20 protein-coding genes and 2 pseudogenes are annotated in these 25,361 nt (G+C 71.0%); 8 read left to right on the top strand and 14 right to left on the bottom strand.

Going from position 1 to position 25,361, the window contains the following annotated elements:
• Positions 1-19 precede the first annotated feature (19 nt).
• The 5 genes from ACIBJC_RS36320 to ACIBJC_RS36300 form a co-directional block, all read right to left on the bottom strand.
• A complete protein-coding gene (locus ACIBJC_RS36320) occupies positions 20-520 on the bottom strand; it encodes a hypothetical protein (protein ID WP_399300276.1) in 501 nt (166 codons plus the stop codon).
• 3 nt (positions 521-523) lie between these two features.
• Positions 524-805, bottom strand: coding sequence for a hypothetical protein (locus tag ACIBJC_RS36315; protein WP_399300274.1), 282 nt, complete (start codon positions 803-805; stop codon positions 524-526).
• A 2-nt stretch (positions 806-807) separates the two neighbouring features.
• Complete coding sequence (locus ACIBJC_RS36310; protein ID WP_399300271.1) at positions 808-1,200, bottom strand: hypothetical protein; 393 nt, start codon at positions 1,198-1,200, stop codon at positions 808-810.
• A gap of 30 nt (positions 1,201-1,230) precedes the next feature.
• Positions 1,231-2,376 carry a hypothetical protein gene (locus ACIBJC_RS36305; RefSeq protein ID WP_399300268.1) on the bottom strand — a complete coding sequence of 382 codons (1,146 nt, stop codon included), beginning with the start codon at positions 2,374-2,376 and terminating at the stop codon, positions 1,231-1,233.
• A 98-nt stretch (positions 2,377-2,474) separates the two neighbouring features.
• The gene (locus ACIBJC_RS36300; RefSeq protein WP_399300265.1) at positions 2,475-3,278 is read right to left on the bottom strand and encodes a hypothetical protein; all 804 of its coding nucleotides are present in this window, start codon (positions 3,276-3,278) and stop codon (positions 2,475-2,477) included.
• Between the two features lie 623 nt (positions 3,279-3,901).
• Between ACIBJC_RS36300 and ACIBJC_RS36295 the strand changes: the two genes are divergently transcribed.
• A complete protein-coding gene (locus ACIBJC_RS36295; RefSeq protein WP_399300262.1) occupies positions 3,902-6,145 on the top strand; it encodes a PQQ-binding-like beta-propeller repeat protein in 2,244 nt (747 codons plus the stop codon).
• 489 nt (positions 6,146-6,634) lie between these two features.
• Here the strand turns inward: ACIBJC_RS36295 and ACIBJC_RS36290 are convergent, their stop codons facing one another.
• Positions 6,635-7,717, bottom strand: coding sequence for a Kelch repeat-containing protein (locus ACIBJC_RS36290; protein ID WP_399300259.1), 1,083 nt, complete (start codon positions 7,715-7,717; stop codon positions 6,635-6,637).
• 262 nt (positions 7,718-7,979) lie between these two features.
• On the bottom strand, positions 7,980-8,672 hold the full coding sequence (locus tag ACIBJC_RS36285) for a TetR/AcrR family transcriptional regulator (RefSeq protein WP_399300256.1): 693 nt from the start codon (positions 8,670-8,672) through the stop codon (positions 7,980-7,982).
• A gap of 264 nt (positions 8,673-8,936) precedes the next feature.
• Here ACIBJC_RS36285 and ACIBJC_RS36280 point away from each other — a divergent pair, with 264 nt between their 5' ends.
• The 5 genes and pseudogenes from ACIBJC_RS36280 (at position 8,937) to ACIBJC_RS36260 (ending at position 14,421) form a co-directional block, all read left to right on the top strand.
• A complete protein-coding gene (locus ACIBJC_RS36280; RefSeq protein ID WP_399300254.1) occupies positions 8,937-10,250 on the top strand; it encodes a UDP-glucose dehydrogenase family protein in 1,314 nt (437 codons plus the stop codon).
• 52 nt (positions 10,251-10,302) lie between these two features.
• Positions 10,303-11,511: a glycosyltransferase gene (locus ACIBJC_RS36275; RefSeq protein ID WP_399300252.1), complete on the top strand. Its 1,209-nt coding sequence runs from the start codon at positions 10,303-10,305 to the stop codon at positions 11,509-11,511.
• A gap of 236 nt (positions 11,512-11,747) precedes the next feature.
• Positions 11,748-12,020: pseudogene (locus ACIBJC_RS36270) on the top strand (sugar phosphate nucleotidyltransferase); the annotation flags it as partial.
• 53 nt (positions 12,021-12,073) lie between these two features.
• Entirely contained in the window at positions 12,074-13,696 is a 1,623-nt protein-coding gene (locus tag ACIBJC_RS36265; RefSeq protein WP_399300249.1) for an MDR family MFS transporter, read from the top strand.
• Positions 13,697-13,761: 65 nt separating this feature from the next.
• The gene (locus ACIBJC_RS36260) at positions 13,762-14,421 is read left to right on the top strand and encodes a GPP34 family phosphoprotein (protein WP_399300246.1); all 660 of its coding nucleotides are present in this window, start codon (positions 13,762-13,764) and stop codon (positions 14,419-14,421) included.
• 48 nt (positions 14,422-14,469) lie between these two features.
• Here ACIBJC_RS36260 and ACIBJC_RS36255 read toward each other — a convergent pair whose 3' ends face one another.
• The 7 genes and pseudogenes from ACIBJC_RS36255 to ACIBJC_RS36225 form a co-directional block, all read right to left on the bottom strand.
• Entirely contained in the window at positions 14,470-16,191 is a 1,722-nt protein-coding gene (locus ACIBJC_RS36255; RefSeq protein ID WP_399300244.1) for a DUF6297 family protein, read from the bottom strand.
• On the bottom strand, positions 16,191-16,874 hold the full coding sequence (locus tag ACIBJC_RS36250) for an ATP-binding cassette domain-containing protein (RefSeq protein ID WP_399300241.1): 684 nt from the start codon (positions 16,872-16,874) through the stop codon (positions 16,191-16,193). The genes ACIBJC_RS36255 and ACIBJC_RS36250 overlap by 1 nt, the downstream gene beginning before the upstream one ends.
• 375 nt (positions 16,875-17,249) lie before the next feature.
• Positions 17,250-18,257, bottom strand: a pseudogene (gene alc, locus ACIBJC_RS36245) (allantoicase); the annotation flags it as partial.
• A gap of 55 nt (positions 18,258-18,312) precedes the next feature.
• Complete coding sequence (gene gcl / locus ACIBJC_RS36240) at positions 18,313-20,091, bottom strand: glyoxylate carboligase (protein WP_399300238.1); 1,779 nt, start codon at positions 20,089-20,091, stop codon at positions 18,313-18,315.
• A gap of 34 nt (positions 20,092-20,125) precedes the next feature.
• The gene (locus ACIBJC_RS36235; protein ID WP_399300235.1) at positions 20,126-21,022 is read right to left on the bottom strand and encodes a 2-hydroxy-3-oxopropionate reductase; all 897 of its coding nucleotides are present in this window, start codon (positions 21,020-21,022) and stop codon (positions 20,126-20,128) included.
• 66 nt (positions 21,023-21,088) lie between these two features.
• A complete protein-coding gene (locus ACIBJC_RS36230) occupies positions 21,089-21,478 on the bottom strand; it encodes a gamma-glutamylcyclotransferase (protein WP_399300233.1) in 390 nt (129 codons plus the stop codon).
• A gap of 66 nt (positions 21,479-21,544) precedes the next feature.
• Positions 21,545-22,933 carry an NAD-dependent malic enzyme gene (locus tag ACIBJC_RS36225; protein ID WP_399300230.1) on the bottom strand — a complete coding sequence of 463 codons (1,389 nt, stop codon included), beginning with the start codon at positions 22,931-22,933 and terminating at the stop codon, positions 21,545-21,547.
• A gap of 428 nt (positions 22,934-23,361) precedes the next feature.
• On the opposite strand from ACIBJC_RS36225, the gene ACIBJC_RS36220 reads away from it, so the two are divergent.
• Positions 23,362-23,562 (top strand): DUF3311 domain-containing protein, encoded by a 201-nt coding sequence (locus ACIBJC_RS36220; RefSeq protein WP_329825586.1) that lies wholly within the window; start codon positions 23,362-23,364, stop codon positions 23,560-23,562.
• Positions 23,559-25,049, top strand: a complete 1,491-nt coding sequence (locus ACIBJC_RS36215) for a sodium:solute symporter (RefSeq protein ID WP_399300227.1) — start codon at positions 23,559-23,561, stop codon at positions 25,047-25,049. Before ACIBJC_RS36220 ends, ACIBJC_RS36215 begins: the two co-directional genes overlap by 4 nt.
• Positions 25,050-25,361: the final 312 nt, after the last annotated feature.

Raw genomic sequence — 25,361 nt, 5'->3', positions numbered from 1 at the left:
GGTCAGGGTGTTCCGGGGCTCAGCCCAGGGGCGGGCCAGGGGCCCGGGGTACGGGGCCGGGCGCGGGTACGGAGGGGACGGGGGCGCTGCCTGCGGCGAGGGCCAGGTCGGCGGCCTCGCCGAGCAGCGCCGTCAGGCTCGACCGCGGCACGTGCTGGAGCGTCAGCGACACGTCGAACGCGTCGCGTTTCTGCACGCTCTGCGCGAAGCGCAGGTCGGTGATCTGCATGTCGAGGCTGAGCGTGAGCCCGCACACGACGGGGATGCCGCTGGCCGCGAGGGCCGGCCCGGCCGCGGAGAGCAGGGCCCGCGAGGTGAGCGCCAGGACCTCCAGGGCCTTCTTGACGGCGAGCCGGTCGGGGCCGAGCAGCAGCGCCTCGATGGCGATCGTCTTCGTGGACGGCTGGGTGGCCTGAGCGAACCGGCTGCCCAGGATCCGCTCGACACGGTAGCCCTCGCTGAGGGTGATGCTCTGCACGTACAGGAGCGGGATCGCGCCGACGAGCACCTTGTCCGCCACGGTTCACCCCCGGCTGCCGAGTTCGCTGTCGAGCGCGTCGAAGACGTGGTCGGCGATCCGCCGCAGGTGGTGGTCCTGGAGGGTGCCGACGACCTCCACCTCCACGGGGAAGTGGTAGTGGACGACGGTGCCGCCGCCCGCGTGGTGGGTGACGACGGCCTCGCTGCCCGGCGCGGGCAGGACGTACTCGCCCTCGTGGACGAGCGCGATGCCGGTCCGCTCCACCCGGGCCGCGCCGGCGCCGGCGTCACCGGGGTCGCCGCCGGGCTCGTCCGAGGCAGCCACGATCACTCCTCCACGCCGACGTTGAGCGCCATGCAGGTGAAGGTGGCCTGCGGGACGCCGTCGACGGTGACGTTGCTCGGCTGGGCGGCGTTGACCACGCAGCGGCCGAACTTGAGCGAGGAGAACGCCCAGTCGGTGCCCTTCTTCTCGGCCACGGCGATGGCGAACTCGCCACCCTTGACCGCGAGTTCGGTCAGCTCGGCGACGGCGGAGGCGATCGCGGGGACGGTCAGCGTGAAGGTGAAGGTGAAGGGCTGGCGGACATAGCCGACGCCGTCGGCCTCCAGGCTGTGGATGACCGTGTGCGGGACGTTGAACGAAGGGGAGAAGTTGGTGATCGGCGTGATGGTCCGGCCACCGAGTTTCACTTCCAGCCGGGTGTTCCAGTCGGGCATGGGGGCGGCTCCTTACTCGAATGACTCGGACTACTCGAAGTTCAGGGTGATGTTGATGCGGTGGATCGCCCCGGCGTAGACGACCTTCACCATGACGTCGGCGGCCCGCTCGGTCCGGGCCTTCAGGATCAGCCCTTCCTCGACGGGGCTGGGCTGTGGCTTGTCGAGCAGGACGAGGATGGGGACGACGATCTCGTAGCTGTCGATGACCTCGGCCCGCCGCAGGGGTTCGAGGACGGTCTCCATCTCGGCGACGAGACCGCGCAGCCCGGAGCGGCTGATCCGTAGGTTGCCGATGGAGGCGATGAGCTGGGCCTTGAGCCGGAACGTGATGTCGTCGACGGTGCGGACCATGTCGATGTACTTCTTGGCGCCGGGCCCACTGTCGCCGGTGTAGCCCTCTCCGAGGTAGACACCCGCACCAGGGATCAGCGGCGGGTCGACCAGCCAGTTGACGCCGAAGCCTCCCGGGCCGCCGCTGTTCTTGCCCTCGCTTCCGTTGATCTTGAGGACGTCCGCGACGCTGAAGGCCCCGGAGCTCACCTTGACCTTCTTCAGGAGCAGGGAGACATGGGGCTCGTAGCCGGCGATCGTGCCGGCCACGGCGGCGGCGACGTCCTCGTCGCTCTTGTGCGCCATGTACACCATGCGTTCGGTGACGAGGCTGCCGGAGACCACGGCCGGGTCGGCGTCCCCCTTGCGGAGCATGGCGATGCCCATGCGTTCCAGGCCGTCTCCGGTGGGCGCGGAGACGTGTTCGGCGAGCTTGACGATCGCCGGGGTGGGCACGGCCGGGGCCCCGGCGGCCGCGGTGTTGACGAGCGAGGTGTTGGCGAGCGCGACCAGCTGGACGTCGAGCGTGGCCACTTGGGCGAAGGCGGCGTCGAGGGACTCGGGGCTGGCGTCGGTGAGGCGCACGGCCCACACCTCGCTGGGCCCCGGCTCCTGGACAAGCGCCGTCGCCACGGCGTCGCCCAGGGGTCCGGTGGCGATCGTGCGGGCGACGCCGGTGTCGACGATCAGGGTGGGCACGTTGGGCTGGACGAAATCGTCGGGTGGGGTGGCGGGCGGATCCACGAGGCCGAGGATGGCGATGTTGCCGTAAGCGCGAGTGGCGGGGGCGAACGGGACGCCCTCGGTCTTGACGCGGACGTAGCGGACGGGATCGGTGGGCATGGGGCGTGCTTCCTTCCGGCAGCGGGAGGGTGTGGGGCGCGGTGTGCGGCGCGGGAACCGCGGCCGGGGGGCCGGGGCTTCGGGGGGTGGGCCGGGCCTCAGGCGAGGAAGAGCGCCGCGATGCCGGCGTCGCCGAGCAGGGTCTCGATCTCTGCCTGACCGAGCCCCTGTTCCGGGGGCGGCGGTCTGGGCGACGGTACCGGGAAGGCGACGGCCAGCGCGTACGGAGCGACGCGCACCCCGAACGGCCCTGGCGCGAGCGGTCGGTCGCGCGCCGCGGCGGCGACGCGGCGGGCCGTCCGTACCGCTCCGGCGACGTCGTTCATGGCCCCGATGACGACGGCGGTGTCCAGGCCGACGGTACGGCGGTTGGCCGGGTCGGCCGGGTCGAAGACGGGCGGCCGGCGCAGCCTGACCTCGGTGCGCAGGTATTCGCCCGAGTCGCGCAGGTCCTCGACGGTGCGAAGGCCGTGGCTCGCCATGAAGGCGTCGAGGTCCAGGAATCGGAACTGCGCGCGGAACTCGTCGAGAGTGGTGTAGTCGTCGACCGCCTTCACGACGAGCGAGTCGAGCCCGCCGGGGTCGGTCTCGGCGACCAGGTCGACCTCCACCTCGGCGAGCACGTCGATCCACACCGGTTCCGCCGTCTCGCCCGCCCAGCCGAAGTCGGCGCGGGTGATCGAGGGGACGACCTGGCTCCAGTAGCCCTGGCGGGAGTCGGGCGGGAAGAGCGGGGACTGGGGGGTGACGGAGCGGACCCTGAGGTCCGTCACGGAATCGACGCGCTCGTTCTCCAGTTCGTGGGTCAGCTCGACGAGGAGCCGGGCCCGGGGAGTGAGCAGTTGCGCGAGGCCGGCTTTGTCGGTGAGCCGTGCCATGGCCCGGTCCTGGATGACACCCATACTGCGCGTCCTTCGGCTCGGGTCCTCTCGCACCACGGCGCACCGGACTGCGCGTCAGCGCGGAAGCTCCGGTGTATAGCTGAAAATAGTTATATATACCGGACAAGTCTCGGGCAAGAGTTCCTGCTCCGGGCGGAGTAAGAACCTCACCCTTCGGACGACTGCGTCCGCGAGGGGTTTCAGGGGCCGCCCCCGCCCCGGCGACCGAGCGCCGGGGCGGTGCACCGGGGGCGCGCATCCGACGCACTCTCCTCAACGGGACTTCCTCGGCGGATAGTTGGGCCAGTGCGGCGGGGCTCCGGTGCTGCCGAGAAGGCCGAAGACGGAGCGCGGTCCGCGCGGGCGGCGGGCAGGTTACTCGGCGAAGTGGACCCGGGCGTCGAGCGCACCGGCCTCTGTGGGACTGCTCTGGCCCGTCCTCGTCGTAGGCGAAGCCGTTGAGGAGGACGGCCCGTCCGATGCCGTGCCGGCCGGCCTTCCGCTCCACGGTAGGGGAGCAGCCCCGGGCCCCCTGTTCGTCACCCTCTTTGCTCCGCCGTACCGCCCTGCGGCTAGTTTGGGTGCAGTACAGGTACGCAGGCCCGTGGTGACAGAGGTGCACGGGGGACGAGAGGTCGGGAAGAGTGTCGCTGCGCGGAGGTGATCCCACCGAGATCGGCGGTTATCCGCTTGAGGCGCGGCTCGGCTCGGGGGGAATGGGCACGGTCTTTCTGGCCCGCACGAGCTCGGGGCGACCTGTCGCGATCAAACTCATCCACCAGCAGTTCGCGGGGGACGACGAGTTCCGCATCCGTTTCCGGCAGGAGGTGGCGGCGGCGAGACGGGTGAGCGGCGCGTTCACCGCCGCCGTGGTCGACGCCGCCCCCGAGGCCGAGCAGCCGTGGATGGCGACGACCTATATCGAGGGGCAGACGCTCGCCCAGCGCATCGCGGCGGAAGGCCCGCTGAACGGAGCGGAGCTGAAGCTGCTCGCCATCGGGCTGGCGGAGGCGCTGCGCGACATCCACCGGGTGGGGGTCGTCCACCGTGACCTGAAGCCCTCGAACGTGGTGCTCTCGCCCGAGGGCCCGCGCGTCATCGACTTCGGCATTTCGCGCGCCGTGGACCAGCAGACGCTGACGATGACAGGGCGGGTCATCGGTACGCCGCCCTTCATGTCGCCTGAGCAGTTGCAGGCCCCGCGTGGTGTGGGGCCGCGGTCCGATGTCTTCTCACTGGGGACGCTGCTGGTGTACGCGTCGACGGGCCACGGGCCCTTCGACGCGGACAGCCCCTACATCACGGCGTATCAGGTGGTGCACGAGGAGCCTTCGCTGGGCGCCGTGCCGGTGGCGTTGCGCGCGGTCGTCGAGTCGTGCCTGGCCAAGGAGGTCGAGGGGCGCCCCTCGACGGACGAACTCCTCGTACTGCTGCGGGACCTGCCGGCCGACCTCGGCGGGACCGACGCGCACGGGGACGGCGCGGGCCGCACCCGCGACATGGACACCCAGCATCACTTCGCGGCGCGGGCCACCCCGGAGCCGAGCGCCCCGGCCACCGACCCGGCCGGTCCCGGCACACGCGGTACCGGCGCCCCCGTCGGCCGCCGTCTGCGTTGCCGATGGCGTCCCGTGCTCGCGACCGCGGTCGCGGTGGCCGCGATCGGCGGGGGAGCCGCCGCGCTGAAGACGGGCGGCTTCGGGGCGGACAGCGGCGGCCACCAGGACAACAGCGTCGCGGCGCCGGTTGCCGCACTTCCGGACGGCTTCGAGCCGTGGCACAACACCGTGCTGGGCGGTCGCGAGGACATCCCCGACGAGGTGCGGTGCGTCGCACGCGGCGACGCGCTGTTCTGCGGCGGCGGCAGTGTGGTCGCGACCCGTATCAGGGTCTCGGACGGCTCGCAGGTGTGGACGGCGAAGAGTCCGGGCGTCCCCGTCCAGGGCAAGCACCTGATCGGCGCCACCGATGACACGGTGCTCGGTTACCGCTTCGCCGCCCAGGACGCCCCGCAGGACCCTCCCAGTGAGGTGGTGGCCATCGACGCGGACAGTGGCCGGGAGCTGTGGTCCGTGCCGTCCGGCGCCCAGTCGCAGGCCGTCACGGGCCGGACTCAGGACGCCGTTGTGGTCGGCTCCGCCGTGGTGACGGTCGACGCTTCCAACTCCCGCTTCGAGGCCCGGGACGCGCACAGCGGTACGGTCACCTGGAAGACGCCGTTCCCCGCGGGCACACAGTGCGCTCCCGTTCCGGTGGGCCGGCAGCTCCTCGCGATGTGTGCGACGGACACGGAGGTGGACGCCTTGGAGGTGCGCCACCCCACCCTGTACCCGGTGGACCGCGCCTCGGGGACGCTGGGCAGGCCCATCGCGGTCGACGGCCCCGCCGTGCCGATGGGCGTCGCCAACGGCAGGCTCGTACTCCTTCAGGTACGTATGGAGGGACCGGCGCCGGCCGGCTACGACGGGGTGGCGCGGGTCCACCCGGCCTCGCGGAAGGTCACGTACTCCCGGTTGGCCACGACATACTCGGGGACGCCCGGCATGGCGGACGGCACCCTCTACGTGAGCAGGCAGACCGGTCTCGTCACGGCCGTCGACCCCGCGACGGGCCGGGTGAAGTGGTCCCGGCAGACGGGCGTGGAGGGCGCGTCGGGTCCCGTGGCGGGATCCGGCGCACTGTATTTCAGCTCGGCCACCGGCCGGGTGGTCGCGCTGTCGCCGCACGACGGCAGGTTCCTGTGGACAACGGATCCGCAGGTCGACGGTTTGACGGGCGAGCAGGGCGCGAGCCCGCGCGTGATTGTCGCGGGGCGTGCGGTGATCGTGGCCGCGGACAAGAACACTCTCTTCGCCTTCGACACGCGGAAGCCGCCGAAGTCGGGCTGACCCCGGCAGGACCGGCCGCCGGCCCGGCTCTTCGGTGGAGCCTCCGACAGTGCGCATGGCCGCCATTGAGCGGGCAGGTGAACAGCTCAATCGCTGTTCGGACCATTCCGGGGCCGCTGTCCAAAGTCACAGTGGTGTGCGAAGTGAGGTGCGGGTGTCCCGCGTGAGGTGCGGGCGTCCCGCCAGCCGCTGACGCGGCCGGAGCTCCCTGATCCAGCCGGATCCGAACGGAAAGACCCTAGCTAGGACGGGCGCATAGTGCCAGTTCAGGGTATTCCTGTCCGGGTGAGTCGGCACAGTTGGTGACCGCAGCGTGAGAGCACGTGAGACGACTGAGCCCCGCCGGCTGGTGCGGCGGGGCTCAGTCGTGATGGGGACTGCGCGGCCCACGCGCCTGTCGCCTGGCTTTGGAATCCAGCCGGCCGGAGCCGAAGAACAAGTCCGGGCTCTACGCGGGGTTCCGCGCGGCTCGACCCTGGCCGAGCGGTGTCACTCCGACAGGGTCAGTTCCAGTGTGTCGGTACTCGCGCCGCCTCCGCAGGTGAGCGCTCCTCCGACGAAGTAGGCGCGGTCCCCGATCCGGGCGGCGCCGAACGCGTGCCGTGCCTGTGGCAGCGCGGGGAGAGTGGACCAGCGGTCCGTGCGCGGGCTGTAAGCCGTCACGTCGTCGTAGGTGCCGGTCGGGTCGGCGCCCCCGGCGGACTTGCACTCGCCGCCGGCGTAGACGATACGGCCGTCCACCACGGCCGCGGCGCCGGCGGAGCGAGGCGTGGGAAGGGGCGCCGCCGTGGTCCACCGACGGGTCAGCGTGTTGTAGACGTCGTGGCGTGCCAGGTTGTCCGCCACATCCGCCACCCGACCACCGAGGACATGGATGCTGTCGCCCAGAACGGCGATCCCCATGTGATCGCGAGGTTCGACCGGCAGCGGCAGGGCATGGGTCCAGCGCTGCCGCGCCGGATCGTAGACCAGGTGGGTCCGGACCGTCCCGAACCCCTGCGAGATCGGCGGCTGCGTGCCCGGCACCGTCACGACGGTGCGTGAGTCCCGTCCGCCGATCAGGTGCAGCTTCCCGCCCACCGCCGCGACCGCGACCGACCCCAGCTTCCGGGGCATGTCGGGCAGCCTCGTCCAGATGTCGCTCCGCGGGTCGTACACGAAGGCCACCCGCTGTGGGTCGAGGTGCACGATGTCGGTGAATCCGCCGAACGCGTACAACGTGCCGTCCAGCACCTCCACACCGACATGGGTGAGCGGCCGAGGCAGCGGAGCGTGCCGCGACCAGCGGTCGGCGCGTGGGTCGTAGCTGGTCACCAGAGTGGTCGTGAACTCAGGTGCGTCGTCGCCGCGTTGTACGGTGCCACCGACGACATACACGCGACCGTCGAGTGCGGCGACCCCCATCTCGGCACGCCCTTCGGGCATCGGCGCTCCGGCGCGCCACTGTGTTTGACGGTCGCCGACGCGCTCCGTCGCCGACGCGCCGACGGCCGGTGCCACCGGTCCGACACCGACGACCGAGAGGCTTCCCGCCGCCACCGCGAGCGCGGCCGCTCCGAGCACCTTTCTCATCACGGCATTCCACCGTCCGGCTCGTCCCTGACCCACCGTCGAATCCCGAATCACCATCATCGCCCTCCGCATCTCGGCTACCGGGACGTGATCGCCGCGACGGGCACAAGCGGGAAGTGGAGTCGCGGTTCACGTCCGCGTCCAAGCTCACGCGGTCCGGCTCGTCGGGTCCAATACCTCTTCCGAGCCGTCGATGCCCTCCCGCTATCAACGCTGGTCAACGCTGGTCGGCGCCGGTCGGCGATAGCTGGCGGCGACGGGTTCAGCAGGAGCCGCCCGGGGCGGCCGGGGGCGGCCCGTCACTGCCCGGAACCCCGTGACAGCAGCCGTCACCCGCTCCCTTCTCCGCCCCGCCCGGCTTCAGCAGCGAATCGACAGCCGCCGTGAGATAGGGCAGTACGGCGGTGTCCGGTGCGGAGCTGAGCGCGGGCGGCTGGACGGCCAGCCGCATCAGTGTCATGCCCAGCACCAGCGCCGCCAGCAGTTCGGCGCGGACCTCGGCGTCGGGGCCGTCCAGACGTCCGGCGAAGCTCTCCGAGAAGACCGCGGTCACATCGGCGCGCATACGTCCGACGGCCTCCTCCCGGTTGGGTGAGCGGAGCATCGTCAGCACCGGATGCGGTATCTCGCCTTCTTCGGGGCCTTCGAAGGCGAGTTGGTGAACCCACTTCGCCACCTCCTCCAACGGCAGGTGGCGCAGGGGTTCGAACACGGCGGTGCCCCTGGTCACGACCGCTGCGAAGAGCCGCTGTTTTGAGCCGAAGTACCGGTAGACGAGAGCGGCGTCGACATCGGCGACCCTGGCGATGTCGCGGATGCTGGCGCCGTCGTACCCACACGTCCCGAAGCACCTGGCCGCGGCGCTCACGAGAGCCGCCTGGGTGCCGGCGGCGTCGTATTTACGGGGCGAGGTGCGGCCGGCGCCGCCCCGTTTCGCCTCTTCGGGTCTGTCCATCTGGTTCTCCTCCGTCGGGCGGTTCCGTACACATGCTCCCGGTGCCGGCCCGCGCTGTCCAAAAGCCGCCAACCAATGTCACCGATCGTTGACAAATGGTTAGGCGGGCGAAGTAGCTTGTCGGCGCGGGCCGTTGATCTCCGACACCCGTCCTCCACGTTCAGGTCCGACGACGGTGTCGGACCTGTTCCCCTGCTGGTGATACGGCCGAGGCGCCGGCCCTCGGTGAGGCTGAAACTCGAACAAGCAGAATCGGTGATTCTCATGGGACTTCGACATATAACCGTCATTGGAACCGGCTATGTCGGACTGACCACCGGCGCCTGTCTGGCCTCCCTCGGGCACCGGGTGGTGTGCGCGGACGCCGACGAGCGCAAGGTCGAACGGCTCCGGCGGGCGGAGGTCGACATCCTCGAACCGGGCCTCACGGAAGTCGTCCGCGAGGGGCTGGAATCCGGCCGTCTTGAGTTCGTGAGGGACACCCGGGCGGCCGTCGAGGAGGCCGAGGTCGTCTTCCTCTGCCTGCCCACCCCGATGGGCGTCGGAGGCGCCGCCGACCTGGCCGCCGTCGAGGCGGTCGCCGACGAGGTCCGCGACCGCCTGCCGCGTGGCTGCACGGTGGTCAACAAGTCCACCGTGCCGGTCGGCACCGCCGAGCGCGTCGCGGCCCTGCTCGGCCGCCCCGACGTGACCGTGGTGAGCAACCCGGAGTTCCTCCGCGAGGGACACGCGGTGGGCGACTTCCTCCACCCCGACCGGATCGTGGTGGGTGCCGCCGACGCGGACGCGGCCCGGCTGGTGGCCGACCTGTACGTGGGCATCGACGCACCGCGCGTGGTCACCGACACCGCCGGCGCCGAACTCGCCAAGTACGCGGCGAACTTCTTCCTCGCGATGAAACTGTCGTTCGCGAACAACCTGGCCACGCTCTGCGAGAGTCTCGGCGCGAACATCGACGACGTGGTCGCCGGCATCGGCCACGACCCGCGGATCGGCGGCGCCTTCCTCAAGCCCGGGCCCGGATGGGGCGGTTCCTGCCTGCCCAAGGACACGCACGCGCTGCTGCGCGTCTGCGAGGAGTCCGGCGTCGAGTTCCCGCTGCTCCGGGCCACCATCGAGACCAATGTCGAGCACCAGCGCCGGCTCGTCGAGCGGGTGGCCGCCGGATGCGCGGGGGCGGACGGTTCGCTGCGCGGCGTCCGGATCGGGCTGCTCGGTCTCACCTTCAAGGCCGGCACCTCCGACCTGCGCGACTCGCCCGCCCTCGCCATCGCCCGCCTGCTGCGGGAGCAGGGCGCCGAACTGCGCGCCTACGACCCGGCCCTCAGCGAACTCCGCCCCGACCTCGGCGATCTGCTCACCATCACCGGCACCCCCCTCGAAGCGGTCGAGGGGGCCGGCGCCTGCGTCGTACTCACCGAGTGGCCGCAATTCCGCGACCTGGACTGGGAGGCCGTCGCCGGGCGGCTCGCCGCGCCGCTCGTCTACGACTTCCGTAACATCCTCGACCCGGCACGGCTCGACAGGGCCGCGCTGACCTGGGAAGGCATCGGCCGTTCGCTGGCCATGGCCGGTTGACCGCGCCCCCTTCCCTTCCACCCCCCTCTCAAGCCCCGAAGAAAGGCTTGTCGTGCGAGTACTGTTCACCACGCTCGGTAGTCCCTCCCACGGTCGCGCGCAGCTTCCGCTGGCCCGGGCGTTCGCCGCGGCCGGACACGAGGTCCTCGTGGCCACCACCCCGATCGTCGCCTCCGTCTTCGAACAGGACGACGTCCGGGTGACCGTCTGCATGAGCGATTTCACGCCACAGTCCTTCATCACCCCCGAATTGCTCGAAGAGGCGATGCGGCCGGGCCAGGACGGCGAGCCGCAGGACGCCATGGCGCGCCTCATGCCCGAGATCACCTCCGGTCCGATGGCCAGGAAGCTCTGGGAAGAGATCCTTCCGGTGGCGCGGGAGTTCGCCCCCGACCTCATCCTGCGCGACGGCATGGACCTGAGCTCCTGCCTGATCGCGGAACACCTCGGCATCCCGCAACTGCCCACCCCGTCGGGCACCAACAATCTCATCGACCCCGCCATGGTACTGCCCGGTCTCAACGGCCTGCGGAAGGAATTCGGGCTGTCCGCCCAGGAGGACCCGCTGTCGCTCGTCCCCCACGGGCGCGTCGACTACGTACCGGCGGCCTTCTCGTTCGCCCAGCACCTGCCCCCGTCGTGGTCCTACCGGCAGACCGTGACCGTGGACCGCAGCTCGGTCCTGCCGGAGTGGATCGCCCAACTGCCCACCGACCGCCCCCTGGTGTTCGCCGCTCTCGGCACCGCGCTTCCGATGATCAGGGAGATGGGGGCCGAGGCGAACGGGCCGTCGCTGTTCCCGATGCCGGACCCGGTGGATACGCTGCGGTCGATGATCGAGGCGGTGTCGCGGCTCGACGACTGCACCGTGATCGTCGCCACCTCCGGCATCCCGGCGGACACCGACGGCCTGCCGCCGCATGTGCACGTCACCGACCGGGTGCCGCAGCCCCTGCTGCTGGAGGCCGTCGACGTGTTCCTCACCCACGGCGGCTTCAACAGCATCCGGGAGGCGCTGCGCACGGCCACCCCGATGGCGGTGCTGCCCCAGTTCGGCGACCAGCCCGTCAACGCGCGCCGCGTCGAGGAACTCGGCCTCGGCAGGGAGATCACCGACATCACCGCGGAGGGCATCACCAAGGCCGTACGCGAGGTGCTGACCGACCCCGGCGTCCGGGCCAGGGCGCGCGAGGCCCGGCTGGCGATGCTGGCGCTGCCGGAGATCGACAGCGCCGTGGCCGATCTGCAGAAGATCATCTGACACTCGTCGGACAGTTGGCCCGTCGGACGGCCCCCGTGGCGGACCGTCGTCCCGCCTGGCCGTCGTCCCGTCCGGCTGTCCGGTAATCGCCCCCCCGGCCGGAGCCGAGCCCCCTGGGCCCCGGCCGGGCGGCTCGGCCCCCTCCTCATGCCCGCCCCCTCCCGGCCTCCGCTTCCGCTTCCGCCTCCGCCTCCGCCTCCGTCCACCGTACGAACACGCAGCGAAAAAGGGTTCCCATGCCGCCTTCCCCGCCCCCTGCCACCACCGTCACCAAGGCCGTGATACCGGCCGCCGGTCTGGGCACCCGCTTCCTCCCGGCGACGAAGGCCATGCCCAAGGAGATGCTGCCCGTCGTCGACCGCCCGGCCATCCAGTACGTGGTGGAAGAGGCCGCCGGCGCCGGTCTCTCCGATCTGCTCGTGATCACCGGGCGGAACAAGCGCCCGCTGGAGGACCACTTCGACCACGTCTGGGAACTGGAGGAGGCCCACACCTCGGCGGCCGACGGCGGCCCGGGTGTCGCGGCATGAGCGGGGGAAGCGGGGGAAGCGGAGGAAGTGACATGACCACCTCCGACGCGGCCCGGCCCGGCGGCACGGGCGCCCCCGCCGGACCCGCGCGGCTGGAGCACCGGCAGATCGTCACCGTGCTGTCCGGGCTCATGCTCGGCATGTTCCTCGCGGCGCTCGACCAGACCGTGGTCTCGTCCGCGCTGCGCACCATCGCCGACGATCTGCACGGGCTGACCGCGCAGGCGTGGGTGACGACCGCGTACCTCGTCACCGGCACCATCGTCACCCCGCTGTACGGAAAACTCTCCGACATCTACGGCCGCCGACCGGTGTACCTGTGCGCGATCGTGCTGTTCGCCGTGGGCTCGCTGCTGTGCGGCTTCGCCACGTCGATCTACGAGCTGGCGGCCTTCCGCGCGGTGCAGGGTCTCGGTGGCGGCGGGCTGATGTCGCTCGCCATGACGATCATCGCCGACCTCACCTCGCCCCGGGAACGCGGCCGGTACCAGGGCTACATCACGGCGGTCTTCGCCGGTGCGAGCATCGCGGGGCCGCTCGTCGGAGGGGTGTTCGCGGGGCAGGCCACCCTGCTCGGGCTCGACGGCTGGCGCTGGATCTTCCTGCTCAACGTGCCGCTGGCGGCGCTCGCCGTCGTGGTGATCCTGCGGGTGCTGCACGTCCCGCACCAGCCCGTACGCCACCGCCTGGACTACGGCGGAGCGCTGGCGCTGGCCATCGGTATCGTCCCCCTGCTCGTCGTCGCCGAGCAGGGCCGGGCCTGGGGCTGGCTCTCCGGCCCGGCCCTGGCCGCGTACGGGCTCGGACTGGCCGGTCTGATCCTCTTCGTCCTGCTGGAGCGCCGGATGGGGGATGCCGCCCTGCTGCCGCCACGGCTGTTCCGGATTCGGGCGTTCCGACTGGGAGCCGTCCTGCACTTCGTCGTCGGCATCGCCATGTTCGGCACCATGACGACGCTCCCGCTCTACCTTCAGCTCGCGAAGGGCATGAGCCCGGTGGACGCGGGTCTGGCCACGCTGCCCACCGTGGTGGCGAACGTGTCGGTGACGCTGCTGGTCGGGCGGCTGATGTCCAGGACGGGGAAGTTCAAGATCCATCTGGTCCTGGGCATCGCCTCGTTGACGCTCTCCCTGGTGGTGTTCGCGACGCTCCGCGCGGACAGCCCGCTGTGGTACGTCTCCATCGGCATGCTGCTCATGGGTGCCGGCCTCGGCGCCGCGATGCAGACCATCACCACGCTCGCTCAGTCGGAGGTGCCCCGCGGTGACATGGGGGCGGCGACCGCGGCGGTGAACTTCTTCCGGTCCAACGGCGGCACGGTGGGCGCCGCCGCCTTTCTCTCCATCCTCTTCTCCCTCGCGGGCACACGGATCACCGAACGCCTCACCGCGGCGTCGGCCGAGCCGGCCTTCCGCCGACTCACCGAAGAACCGGACAACGCCCGCGCCCTGGACGGCGTACTCCGAGCCGACGGCAAGGTGAACCTGGAGGACTCGGCCTTCCTCCACGCCCTCGATCCCCGCGCCGCCCAGCCCTTCCTTGAGGGTTATGTCAGCGCCATGCAGGTCGTCTTCCTCACCGGTGCCGTCGTCGGTCTCGCCGCCTTCGTGATCGCCGCCTGGCGGGTACCCGACACCAAGCTGTCGGACGAGTGAGCCTCGCCTGTCATTTAGTGGCATAGTGTCTCTTGGAGACATTCGAGGGTGGGGAGGACGAAGAGATGGATCGGAGCCTGCCCCAGCGTCTCTACCTGCTCTGCTACTCCGTGGACAAAGGGAAGTTCGAGGCCGTCAATCTCCGGGGGCTTGGCCAGTTGCTGCGCGCCGCGGCGCTGGCCGAGCTGACCCTGGACGGGCTGCTCACCGCCGACCGAGGCAGGGTCCTGCGGCACGCCGCCGAGCCGCCGAACGATCACTTCCTCGCCGAGGTGTGGCGTGACGTACCCGAGGAGCCGACGCACTGGCTCCGGATCGTGCACCACAAGGCCGCCACGGCCGAGCAGCCCGTACGCGACCAACTCGCCGCCTCGGGAGCCGTCACGCTCCCGAGCGGACGAGGTCCGTCGCCGCTCGCCTCGCACTACGTCACCGTCAACGACCCGCAACAGGTCCTCGCCCTGCGGGAGACGGTACGCGACACCGTGGCGGCCGGCCGCGATCCGGCGGCCCTCCCGGCGGACGCGCTGGCCATGGCTGTGCTCCCCGTCGAATGCGAGAGGACCAGTGTGTTCACGAGAGAGGAACTGCGCGAACACAAGCTCACGCTCAGGGCGTTCGCCGAGCGCCTCGACGAGCTCGTTCCCGGTCTGCGCAGGGCGTTGCGCGACTCGTTCCTGTTGAGCGGGCCCGCCGGGGGCGGTGGGGGAGTTGGGGGCACATGAGCGGCGCCCCCGCTTCAACAAGGCGCTGACGGACAGCGGTTCCCGGCCTCACCGTCCGGGCCCCGTCATGAGGCGCGTGCGCAGCCAGGTGCGCACGGCGGTGAACAGCGGCTCTCGCGCATCGGAAGGACGGAAACCGTGAAGACGGTGGGCCGTGCGCCGGGCCCACCACAGTCCGCATGCCCCCACGAGCAACAGCCAGGCCAAACGCCCCGCGCCGACATGGTCCTGGCGCGTCGCCGCGACCATCACCGGCGTGGTCAGGGCCAGCACCCCCAACGGCCCGCGCCCGTACCAGACGGCCGTCTGGAGCGCGGCGGTGTTGCCCATCGGCGTCTCCCCGCCGATCAGTACATGCGGCGGGACCGCGCCGCGGTACGCGCTCACCAGCGCCGCGCCCACGAGAGCCGGCGCCGCCGCGAGGAGGACGAGGTGCCCCGGTGCCCACCACCCGGCCGCCCGTGACAGGACGAGGGCCGCGCCCGTTCCCGCGATGAGCAGGGCGCCGGGCACGAGCGCGTGCCACAGTGCGAGCGTCCTGAACGCGTAGGGAAGGCCCGAGGAGCGGCGGAAGTCGTCGCTCTCGACGCGAGCCGGCTCGGCCAACTGGGCCGCGGCCAGATACCCGGCCACCAGGGGCAGGGCGCACAGGACGATCTGCCCGCGCGGCTGCCCGGCGGAGGCGAACGCGCTCAGGGCCACGGCGGCGGCCGTCCACAGAGCTCCCCATAGCAGCCGTCCCGGCGCGCGCAACAGCGCCGTCGCGTCGCGCCACGGCACGAGCAGCCACGGGTGGCGCGGTACGGGCAGCCGCAGCGCGGGCCGGGATCCCCGCCGCCGCGGGTCGCGCACGGTGGAGCGGGCCTGCCGCAGGTCCAGGGCGAAGAGCGACGCGGTCAACTGCGAGGCCACGGTGGCCCGGGAACGCAAGGTCTCCTCCGGGATCCGCGGGGTCTCGCGCCATGCCAGGAGCAGCGCGGCGAGCGCGCACACCGCGGAGAGGGCGGCCCCGGCGCCCCATCCCGGTGTGTCATGCCCGGCGGCGGAGACAAGCGGCTGGGCCGCCCATCCCCAGGGGCCGGACCACAGCAGCACCGGGCCGGCCCACGGGCTCCCGTTCCGGACGGCCGCGTCGACCGAGAGCGCCGACGCGCCGGCCAGAAGGACCCAGGCGGCCCCGAAGGCCCGGGCGCCGTAACGCCTGACCGTACGGTCGTGGCGCTCGACCAGCGCCCCGGTCGCGACGGCCGTGAGCGCCGTGGCCAGACCGGCCCACGCCCCCGCCGCCGTGAGCGGCGCCCATCCGCCGGCTCCGGCCACGTACAGCAGATATCCCAGCACACCGCCGGCGACCGATCCGGTGAACGCCGCCAAGGACACCGACGCGAGCAGTCCGGGCAGCAGGAGCGGGCCGCGGAGGATCGGTGACGGCAGCAGCCAGGACACGGTGGGCAGATCCACCAGCACCGGCCCCCGCCACAGGGCGTTGCGTGCCACCAGCAGCAGCGCCAGTGCCGACAGGGCCGGCGCGGCCACCGGCAGACTCGCCTCCACCTGCCGCGCGGTGTCCCCGTGCCACGCGCCGCGCTCCCCGGCCCGGGCGGCAGCCGCCAGCAGCGGGGCGCCCCAGAACACGGCGAACAGCGCGACGACGTACACGGTGAAGGCGCCGTTCCTCCGCCTCTCCCGGCGGTACGACGTGCGTGCCTCGCGAAGGAACTTCAGCGTCCGCTCCGTACGATCCGCAAGTCCCTCCGCCGTACCGGACATCAGCGGGCCCCTCCGGCGAGCGGTTCGGGTCCCCCGACGGCGGTTCCGTCCTCCAGCGTCACCACCCGGTCCGCCACCGCCCGTGCCAGGGCGTCGTGATGGGTGGCGATCAGGATCGCCGCCCCGGCCTTCTTGTGCGCCGCGAGCCGTCGCGCCAGTTCTTCCCGGGCCCGTGTGTCCAGTCGCTGCTCGGGTTCGTCGAGGATCAGCAGGTCGTGCGGCCGTACGAAGGCCGAGGCCAGCGACAGCGCCTGCGTCTGCCCCGAGGAGAGGGCCGACGGCAGGGTGCGGGCGTGATCGGTCAGGTGATGGTCCGCCAAGGCCTGGTCGACCGCGTCCGCGGCCTCCGCGCCCAGGCCGTGCGCCAGTGCCACCAGCATCAGGTGTTCCCGCACCGTCAGGTCCGGATAGTGTGTGCCCGCGTCCATCACCGTGGCGATACGGGCCCGGATCGTGGGAGTGTCCTCGTCGACCGGTCCGCCGTCGAGGACGACGCTTCCCGACGTCGGCCGTTCCCGGCCCGCCGCCAGCCGCAACAGCGTTGACTTTCCTGCCCCGTTGCCACCCACCAGTGCCACGCACTGCCCTGCGGTGAGGTCCAGGGTGACCGAGCGCACCACCCACCGCTCCCCGTAACGGCGTCCGACGTCGGCCAGTTGGAGCAGGGGGGTGCCGCGCGTCACGTTGATACACACCTTCGTCCGTTGGTACGGGCCAAGCTACCGTCCGTGCGCCGGGCACCGTTCACGCCGGCCCGTCCTTCCTCGCCGCCCGTCCTGATCGCCGGGACGGCCGACGCCACCGGGCGCCGGCCGTCCTGGGACACGATCCCGTACCGGGTACGGTCAGTTCCGTACCGCCAGCAGGTCCCGTACGCGGTCGGCGAGTTCGGGAGCGGCGCCCGCGTTGCAGGGCGCGGCGCCCTCCAGCGCCTTCTCCAGCCCGGTCGGGTCGGTGAAGGGGCGCGCGAAGGCGAGGTCCCGCGCCCACTCCCGGTCGGCGCCGCACTCGGCGACGAGCGTGTCGACCGCCTGTGAGGTGGGGAGCCGGTCGAACCAGCGCAGCCCCAGGGCCGCGAGCCCGTCCTGCGTGGGCTCGCCGATGAGCCGCAGGCGGGCCAGCCCGCCGTCCGGGTAGACGTCCATCCGGACATGGGTCACGGGCCGGGCGGTGCGCAGCCGGAAGCGGTGCCGGGTGTCCCGTTGCAGCCGGGTCCGGGGCAGCAGGTCGGACCATGCCCCGGGATCGGTCGGGTCCCCGGTGGTGGCGTCGATGCCCTGGAGGCGGGCGGAGCCGGGTGCGTTGCCGATGAAGTACGAGGTGTCGACGGCCGCTTGGGTGATACGGCCCCGTGCGGCGAGCTGGACCACCATCCAGTCGTTGCCCGCGCCGCGGCGCCGGCGCGTCTCCCAGCCGTCGCCCATCACCCGGGGCAGCCCGGGGGCCAGGACGTTGTTGGGCGGGGAGTAGAAGCGGTCGCTGGCGTCGGTGACGGCACCACCGTTCTCCGTGGCTGCGAGGTCCCAGGCGGTCCCGGTGAGGAAGCGCGGGTCCGGGATCACACTGCCGTGGACCCGCAGCCGGGCCACCCCGCCGTCGGGATGGATGTTCAGCCGTACATGGGTGAAGCGCTGCTCGGCATCGACGTCGAAACGGTGCTCGCTGTCACCGCGCAGGGCGCTCCTGGGGACGATGGGCACCCACTCGGCGCCGCTGAGTTCGTCGGCGGTGGGGTAGCCCTCCATCGCGCAGGCGTCCAGGGAGCAGTACTCGGGGTAGTTCCCCGTGAAGTGGGCCGTGTCCACGACGACGCCGCGGATCAGGCCGGGGGCGCCGAGGCGGACGATCGCCCAGTCGCGGTCGCCCTCCTCGAACTCCGGGCGGCGGCGCCTGGTCTCCCAGCCGTCCATGATCTGGCCCTTGTGGCCGAAGGTGTGGGCCTGGAAGACCGGCGGCGCGGGGCGCAGCAGGTTCTCCTTCTCGGCGAAGAACTCGTCGTTGGCCGCCACGACGCCGGCGCCGAGTGAGCGGGCGGCGAGGTCGGGCAGCAGGGTGAAGTCGGTCATGCGTCTCCTCTGTTCTGTTCCGGGAGCGCTCTTCGGGTACCGGCCCGAAGGGCGTTCAGCCGCGGGGGGCGAGGGTCGCGCCGGGCGCGTGCTCCGCGTCGGTGGCCAGTTCCTCGAACTCGGTGACGTTGTCGAGTTCGGTGCCCATGGCGACATTGGTGACGCGTTCGAGGATGATCTCCACGATCACCGGCACCCGGTGCTCGGCCATGAGCTTCTTGGCCTCCTCCAGCGCCGGCTGGATGCCGTCCGGTTCGAAGACACGGATGGCCTTGCAGCCCAGTCCTTCGGCGACCTTGACATGGTCGACCCCGTAACCGCCCACCTCGGGCGCGTTGATGTTGTCGAACGACAACTGGACGCAGAAGTCCATGTCGAAGCCGCGCTGGGCCTGCCGGATCAGTCCGAGGTAGGCGTTGTTGACGACGACATGGAGGTACGGGATCTTGAACTGCGCGCCCACGGCCAGCTCTTCGATGAGGAACTGGAAGTCGTAGTCCCCGGAGAGCGCGACGACGGTGGCCTCCGGCTCGGCCGTAGCGACCCCCAGCGCCGCGGGGAGGGTCCAGCCCAGCGGGCCGGCCTGTCCGGCGTTGATCCAGTGCCGGGGCCGGTAGACGTGCAGCATCTGCGCCGCCTGGATCTGCGAGAGACCGATCGTGCTGACGTACCGCGTGTCGCGGCCGAACGCCTTGTTCATCTCCTCGTAGACACGCTGCGGTTTGACCGGCACCTGGTCGAAGTGGGTCCTGCGCAGCATCGTCCGCTTGCGCTCCCGGCAACTGTCCGACCAGGCGGAGCGGTCCTTGAGGGACCCGGCGTCCTTGAGTTCCCGCGCGGCCCGCACGAACAGTTCGAGGGCGGCCTTGGCGTCGGAGACGATACCGCGGTCCGGGGCGAACACCCGGCCGATCTGGGTCGGTTCGATGTCCACGTGGACGAAGGTGCGTCCCCGGGTGTACGTGTCGAGGCCCCCGGTGTGCCGGTTGGCCCAGCGGTTGCCTATGCCGAGCACGAAGTCCGAAGCGAGCATGGTGGCGTTGCCGTACCGCTGGGACGTCTGCAGGCCGACCATGCCGGCCATGAGCGGATGGTCGTCGGGGATGGCGCCCCAGCCCATCAGGGTGGGCACGACCGGAACGCCGGTCAACTCGGCGAACTCCACCAGCAGTTCACTCGCGTCGGCGTTGATGACACCGCCGCCGGCGACGAGCAGCGGCCGGTCGGCCGCCTGCAGCAACTCGATCGCCTTGTCGATCTGCGCCCGTGTCGCGGCCGGCTTGTAGACCGGGAGCGGCTCGTAGGTGTCCGGGTCGAACTCGATCTCGGTCATCTGGACATCGATCGGCAGATCGATCAGCACCGGGCCCGGGCGCCCCGAACGCATCAGGTGGAACGCCTGCTGGAAGGCGCCGGGCACCTGCGCGGGTTCGAGGACGGTCATCGCCATCTTGGTGAGCGGCCCCGCGACCGAGGCGATGTCGACCGCCTGGAAGTCCTCCTTGTGCAGCTTGGCCACCGGCGCCTGGCCGGTGATGCACAGGATCGGGATCGAGTCGGCGATGGCCGAGTACAGGCCGGTGATCATGTCGGTGCCCGCGGGGCCGCTGGTGCCCACGCAGACGCCGATGTTGCCCGGCCTGGCCCGGGTGTAGCCCTCGGCCATGTGCGAGGCGCCCTCGACGTGCCGGGCGAGGACGTGGGTCAGGCAGCCGTCGCCGCGCATCGCCGCGTAGAAGGGGTTGATCGCGGCGCCGGGCAGACCGAAGACGTGGGTGATGCCCTCACGCTTCAGGATCTCCACCGCGGCCTGGGCCGCAGTCATGCGAGCCATGAGGTTCTCCTATGGGTCGGGGGTCATCGGGGGTTCAGTGCTGGGCGTGGCCGGCGAGGCGTTCGACGCCCCGCAGCAGCGCGGAGTGGTCAAGACCGCCGTCGCCGCAGGCGCGCGCGGAGGCGACGAGCTGGGCGACCAGGGCGCCGACGGGCAGCGGGGCGCCCACCGCGCGGGCGGCGTCGGTGACGATGCCCATGTCCTTGTGGTGCAGGTCGATACGGAAGCCGGGCTTGAAGTCGCCGCTCACCATCGCCGCGCGCTTGCGGTCGAGGACGGTGGAGCCGGCCAGTCCGCCGCCCAGGACGTCGAGCGCCGCCGCGAGGTCCACCCCGGCGTTCCGCAGGAAGACCACGGCCTCGGCCAGGGCCTGGAGATGGACGGCGACGATGAGCTGGTTGGCGGCCTTGACCGTCTGGCCGGCGCCGTGCGGGCCGACGTGCACGACGGTGGTGCCCAGCGCGTCGAACACCGGCCGGGCGTCGGCGAAGTCGTCGGCCTCGCCGCCCACCATGATGGACAGGACGGCCTCGATCGCGCCGGCCTCCCCGCCGGAGACCGGCGCGTCGAGCGTACGGACGCCCCGCTCGCGCGCGGCGGCGTCCACCTCCAGGGCGGTCCCCGGGGTGACGCTGCTCATGTCGATCAGCAGGGTGCCCGGCGCGGCGTGCCACAGGACGCCGTCCTGGCCGAGGACGACCTCTTCGACCTGGGCGTCGGCCGGGACCATGGTGATCACGACCTCGGCGTCGCGTACCGCCTCGGCGATACTGCCGGCGCCCCGGCCGCCGGCGGCGATCAGCCGGTCGACGGGGGAGCCGCTGCGGTTGTAACCGGTCACGGTGTGACCGGCCTTCACGAGGTTGGCGGCCATCGGGCCGCCCATGATGCCCAGTCCGATGAAAGCGATCTTCCGGGGGGTGGTGCTCATGGTGCGTCTTCCTTCCGTCGTCGTGTGGTGGTGCGGTGGGGGCCCGCGCCACCGGGAGAAACCGGCTCAGGCGTCGCGGCCGAGTGTCCTCAGGTAGGCGCGCCAGCCACCGAATTCGGTGATCTCCGTGTGGATGCCCTTCTCCAGCTCCCCACGGCGCAGCACCATCGAGAAGCACGAGGAGCCGTCCTGGAGCTTGATGACGCCGAACTCCAGCTCCGCCGGTTCGCTCGGCAGCAGTTCGTCGCGCAGCACCTCGTCGGGGACGTCGTAGACCTCGCCCGCCACGCTGGTGTCGACACCGGGGTCGGGGAGCAGCCCGGGGCAGGTGTCACGGATCGAGAAGAAGCGGTGGCCGGGGGCGGTACGGGTCCTCGCCACCAGGGGTGCGCCGCCCAGGTGGTGGTGGAAGGGACCGCCCTCCATCGCCTGGCCGTTGAGGAACATGCGTGCCATGGGATCTCCTCCAGGGGAGTGTCAGCGGGTGGGGGACGTGGCCGGGTGGTGCGGTGAGGGGTGGAGTCAGGCGCCGGTGCCCGACCTGGCGCGTACGGCGTCGGCGACGGCGGGGGCGACCGTCGGGTCGAAGACGCTGGGGACGATGAAGCCGGCGCCGAGTTCCTCGGCCGCGACCCGGTCGGCGATCGCCCGGGCGGCCGCGATGAGCATGGCGTCGGTGATCTCGTGGGCGCCCGCGTCGAGCAGTCCGCGGAAGAAACCGGGGAAGGCCAGGACGTTGTTGATCTGGTTGGGGAAGTCGCTGCGGCCGGTCGCGACGACGGCGGCGTGGCGCCGCGCCTCGACCGGGTCGATCTCCGGATCGGGGTTGGCGAGCGCGAAGACGATCGCGCCGTCCGCCATCGCGGCGACATCGGCGGCGGTGAGGACGTTCGGCCCGGACACACCGATGAACACGTCCGCGCCCCGTACGGCCTGCCCCAGGGTGCCTGAGCGGTTCTCGGCGTTGGTGGCGTCCGCGATCCGGCGGCGCGCCTCGTCGAGGTCGGGGCGTCCGCGGTGGACGATGCCGGTGCGGTCGCAGGCCACGATGGAGCCCGCGCCCTCGGCGGCCAGCAGCCGGATGATGGCGGACCCCGCGGCGCCCACTCCGCAGACCACGATCCGTACGTCGGCGAGTTTCCTGCCGACGACGCGCAGGGCGTTGGCGAGCGCCGCGAGGACGACGATCGCGGTGCCGTGCTGGTCGTCGTGGAAGACCGGTATGTCGAGCTTCTCGCGCAGCCGCCGCTCGATCTCGAAGCAGCGCGGTGCCGAGATGTCCTCCAGGTTGACGCCTCCGTACACCGGGGCGAGGAGTTCGACGGTCCGGACGATCTCGTCGGTGTCCTGGGTGTCGAGGCACACCGGCCAGGCGTCCACCCCGGCGAAGCGTTTGAACAGGGCGGCCTTGCCCTCCATGACGGGCAGTGCGGCGGCGGCGCCGAGGTTGCCCAGGCCGAGCACGGCGGATCCGTCGGTCACCACCGCCACCGTGTTGCGTTTGACGGTCAGACGGCGCGCCTCGTCGGGGTCGTCGGCGATGGCCTGGCAGACGCGGGCCACCCCTGGTGTGTAGGCGCGGGACAGGTCGTCGCGATGGCGCAGCTCGATCCGCGGGGTGATTTCGAGCTTGCCGCCCAGGTGCATGAGGAACGTACGGTCACCGGTCTCCTGGACGGTCACACCGTCCAGCGCCTCGACGGCGTCGCTGATGGCCTCGGTGTGCTTCTCGTCCACGGCGTCGCAGGTGAGGTCCACCAGGATGCGGTCGGTACCTCTCTCGACGACGTCCAGGGCGGTCAGCGCGCCACCGGCGCCGCTCACCGCGGAGGTCAGCCGCGCGGTCGAGTCGGGCGCCGCGGGTGCCTCGGCGCGCAGCGTGATGGCGTATCCGGGACTTGGTGTGGACATGAGTGGACCTCGCACAGTCGGGGATCCGGCAGGATGCCGAACTAGTTCTGCGATGCGGATAGTATTTTCTGCATGGTGGAATAACAACCCCTCTCGCGGGACGTGCTCGTCGGGCGGGTGCCGCGGGGCCCCTGTGTGGCTGTTGTGTGTCGGCCCGACCGTGGGCCTCCCTGTGTGGCCGACCGGATGTTCGGCGTATTTTCAACAAAAAGTTTGATTTATCCGTCTTGTGAAAACCGTTGACAAGGTCATCCGGCGGGCCTATACATCTCCCCAGTTGGAAACTTATTTCCGCACGGTGAAATCCAAAGAGACGCGGGGAGCCGCACCGCCCATCCCGCAACCGGCGGGCCGAGCCGCCAACGGCGACCGCCCCGGGATGTGCTCGCTCCCCCACGGAGTCCCGCCCGCCCCAGGAGGTTCTTGACGTGAAACCCACCCATCTGCTTGGTGTGATCCCGTTCATCGGGATCCTCGGCGGGATCTTTTTCGCGAACCGGGTGACGCCCTATGTCCTCGGCATGCCGTTCATTCTTTTCTGGCTGGTCATGTGGGTCGTCCTGATCTCCGCGACCATGGCCGTCATCTACCGGCTGGACCCGGCCAACCGGAAGGACCACACGTCGTGACCGCCATCGCCGTCATCCTTGTCTTCCTCGTAGCGGCCCTGCTGCTCGGGCTGCGCGCCCGCCGCGGCAAGGACATGAACCTCGAAGAGTGGTCGGTAGGAGGCCGCGGCTTCGGAACGATGTTCGTCTTCCTGCTGCTGGCAGGCGAGATCTACACGACCTTCACCTTTCTGGGCGCCTCGGGCTGGGCGTACGGCAAGGGCGCTCCGGCGTACTACATCCTCTGTTACGCCTCGCTCGCCTACGTCCTGTCGTACTGGCTGCTGCCGGCGATCTGGCGTTACGCGAAAGAACACCGGCTGATCTCGCAATCCGACTTCTTCGTCGCCAAGTTCGAGAGTCCCCTGCTCGGCGCGCTGGTGGCCCTGGTCGGAGTCGTCGCGATGGTGCCGTACCTCGTCCTGCAGTTGAAGGGCCTCGGGATCATCGTCTCCGTGGCCTCGTACGGGCACATCTCGTCGCACTGGGCCATCATCATCGGCACCGTCGCACTGACGGTCTACGTGACGATCTCCGGCATCCACGGCTCCGCCTGGACGGCCGTGTTCAAGGACGTCGCGATCCTGGCGGTCGTGCTCGTGCTCGGCATCTACCTTCCGGTGCACTACTTCGGCGGCATCGGCGACATGTTCCAGGCCGTCGACAAGGCCAAGCCGGACCTTCTCACCCTGCCCGCCAGCGGAATGAGCACCTCGTGGTTCGCCTCGACCGTGCTGCTCTCGGCGGTGGGCTTCTACATGTGGCCGCACACCTTCAGCGCCTCCTACACCGCCCAGAACGAGCGGGTCTTCCGGCGCAACGCGATCTTCATGCCGCTCTACCAGCTCATCCTGCTCTTCGTCTTCTTCGTCGGCTTCGCGGCGATCCTGGTGGTCCCCGGTCTCCAGGGCGCCGACGCGGACCTCGCCCTGCTGCGCATCACCACCGCCACGTTCCCGCCGTGGGTCGTCGGGATCGTCGGTGGGGCGGGACTGCTCACCGCGCTGGTCCCCGGCTCACTGCTGCTCATGACCTCCGCGACCTGCCTGGCCAAGAACGTCTACCGGCTCGCCCGCCCCGCCACCAGCGACGCCCATGTGGGCCGTCTCGCCCAGCTCCTGGTCCCCGCGCTCGCTCTGATCGCGCTGTACTTCACCTTCAACGGCGGCAGTTCCCTGGTCTCCCTGCTGCTCATGGGCTACGCCCTGGTGACCCAGCTCTTCCCCGCCCTGCTGGCCAGCCTCGCCAGTCGGCGGATCGTCACCAAGCAGGGCGCCGCCGCCGGGATAGTCGTCGGTGTGACCACGGTCGCCGTCGTCACACTCACCGGCGTCACCGTCGGCGACCTGCTGCCCGTGCTGCCGCAGGCGGTCAAGGACCTCAACGTCGGCATCGTGGCCCTGCTCCTCAACACCCTGGTGATGATGGGGGTTTCCGCCGCCACCCGCACACCGGACGAGGCCGCGGCCAAGGACACCCGGCACGAGGCCGCCGCCGGAACCGGCTGACGGGACCCGCGCGCCACGGCCGGCACTCCGCATCGGAGGGGCCGGCCGCGGCGGCGCCGGGGCCCGGCTTTCCGGTCTCTGGAACGCCCTTTCGAAGGGCGTCAGTTGGGAATTTCGGGGTTTACCGACGGTCGGCTTATGATCTTGGTCATGACTTCGCAAACCCCCGAGAAGAGCCCGTCCCGTAAGCAGAAGCTCCAGGAGAAGCAGCGCCGCCAGCTAGTGTCCTGCGCCGGAAATCCTGGCGATATATTTCGCTAATGAGTTGAGGATTTCGTCGGCGCTCTTGGTCCATGCGAACGGTTTGGGGTC

Origin of the sequence: Streptomyces sp. NPDC050509, assembly GCF_044457965.1 — a bacterium.
GTDB lineage: Bacteria > Actinomycetota > Actinomycetes > Streptomycetales > Streptomycetaceae > Streptomyces.
This window is presented reverse-complemented; position numbering and strand designations above follow the sequence as displayed.

Coding starts and splice junctions, on each gene's coding strand:
- ACIBJC_RS36310 (WP_399300271.1), bottom strand. CDS start 1,200: ATGCCCGACTGGAACACCCGGCTGGAAGTGAAACTCGGTGGCCGGACC.
- ACIBJC_RS36305 (WP_399300268.1), bottom strand. CDS start 2,376: ATGCCCACCGATCCCGTCCGCTACGTCCGCGTCAAGACCGAGGGCGTC.
- ACIBJC_RS36300 (WP_399300265.1), bottom strand. CDS start 3,278: ATGGGTGTCATCCAGGACCGGGCCATGGCACGGCTCACCGACAAAGCC.
- ACIBJC_RS36290 (WP_399300259.1), bottom strand. CDS start 7,717: ATGAGAAAGGTGCTCGGAGCGGCCGCGCTCGCGGTGGCGGCGGGAAGC.
- ACIBJC_RS36285 (WP_399300256.1), bottom strand. CDS start 8,672: ATGGACAGACCCGAAGAGGCGAAACGGGGCGGCGCCGGCCGCACCTCG.
- ACIBJC_RS36280 (WP_399300254.1), top strand. CDS start 8,937: ATGGGACTTCGACATATAACCGTCATTGGAACCGGCTATGTCGGACTG.
- ACIBJC_RS36265 (WP_399300249.1), top strand. CDS start 12,074: ATGACCACCTCCGACGCGGCCCGGCCCGGCGGCACGGGCGCCCCCGCC.
- ACIBJC_RS36260 (WP_399300246.1), top strand. CDS start 13,762: ATGGATCGGAGCCTGCCCCAGCGTCTCTACCTGCTCTGCTACTCCGTG.
- ACIBJC_RS36255 (WP_399300244.1), bottom strand. CDS start 16,191: ATGTCCGGTACGGCGGAGGGACTTGCGGATCGTACGGAGCGGACGCTG.
- gcl (WP_399300238.1), bottom strand. CDS start 20,091: ATGGCTCGCATGACTGCGGCCCAGGCCGCGGTGGAGATCCTGAAGCGT.
- ACIBJC_RS36235 (WP_399300235.1), bottom strand. CDS start 21,022: ATGAGCACCACCCCCCGGAAGATCGCTTTCATCGGACTGGGCATCATG.
- ACIBJC_RS36230 (WP_399300233.1), bottom strand. CDS start 21,478: ATGGCACGCATGTTCCTCAACGGCCAGGCGATGGAGGGCGGTCCCTTC.
- ACIBJC_RS36225 (WP_399300230.1), bottom strand. CDS start 22,933: ATGTCCACACCAAGTCCCGGATACGCCATCACGCTGCGCGCCGAGGCA.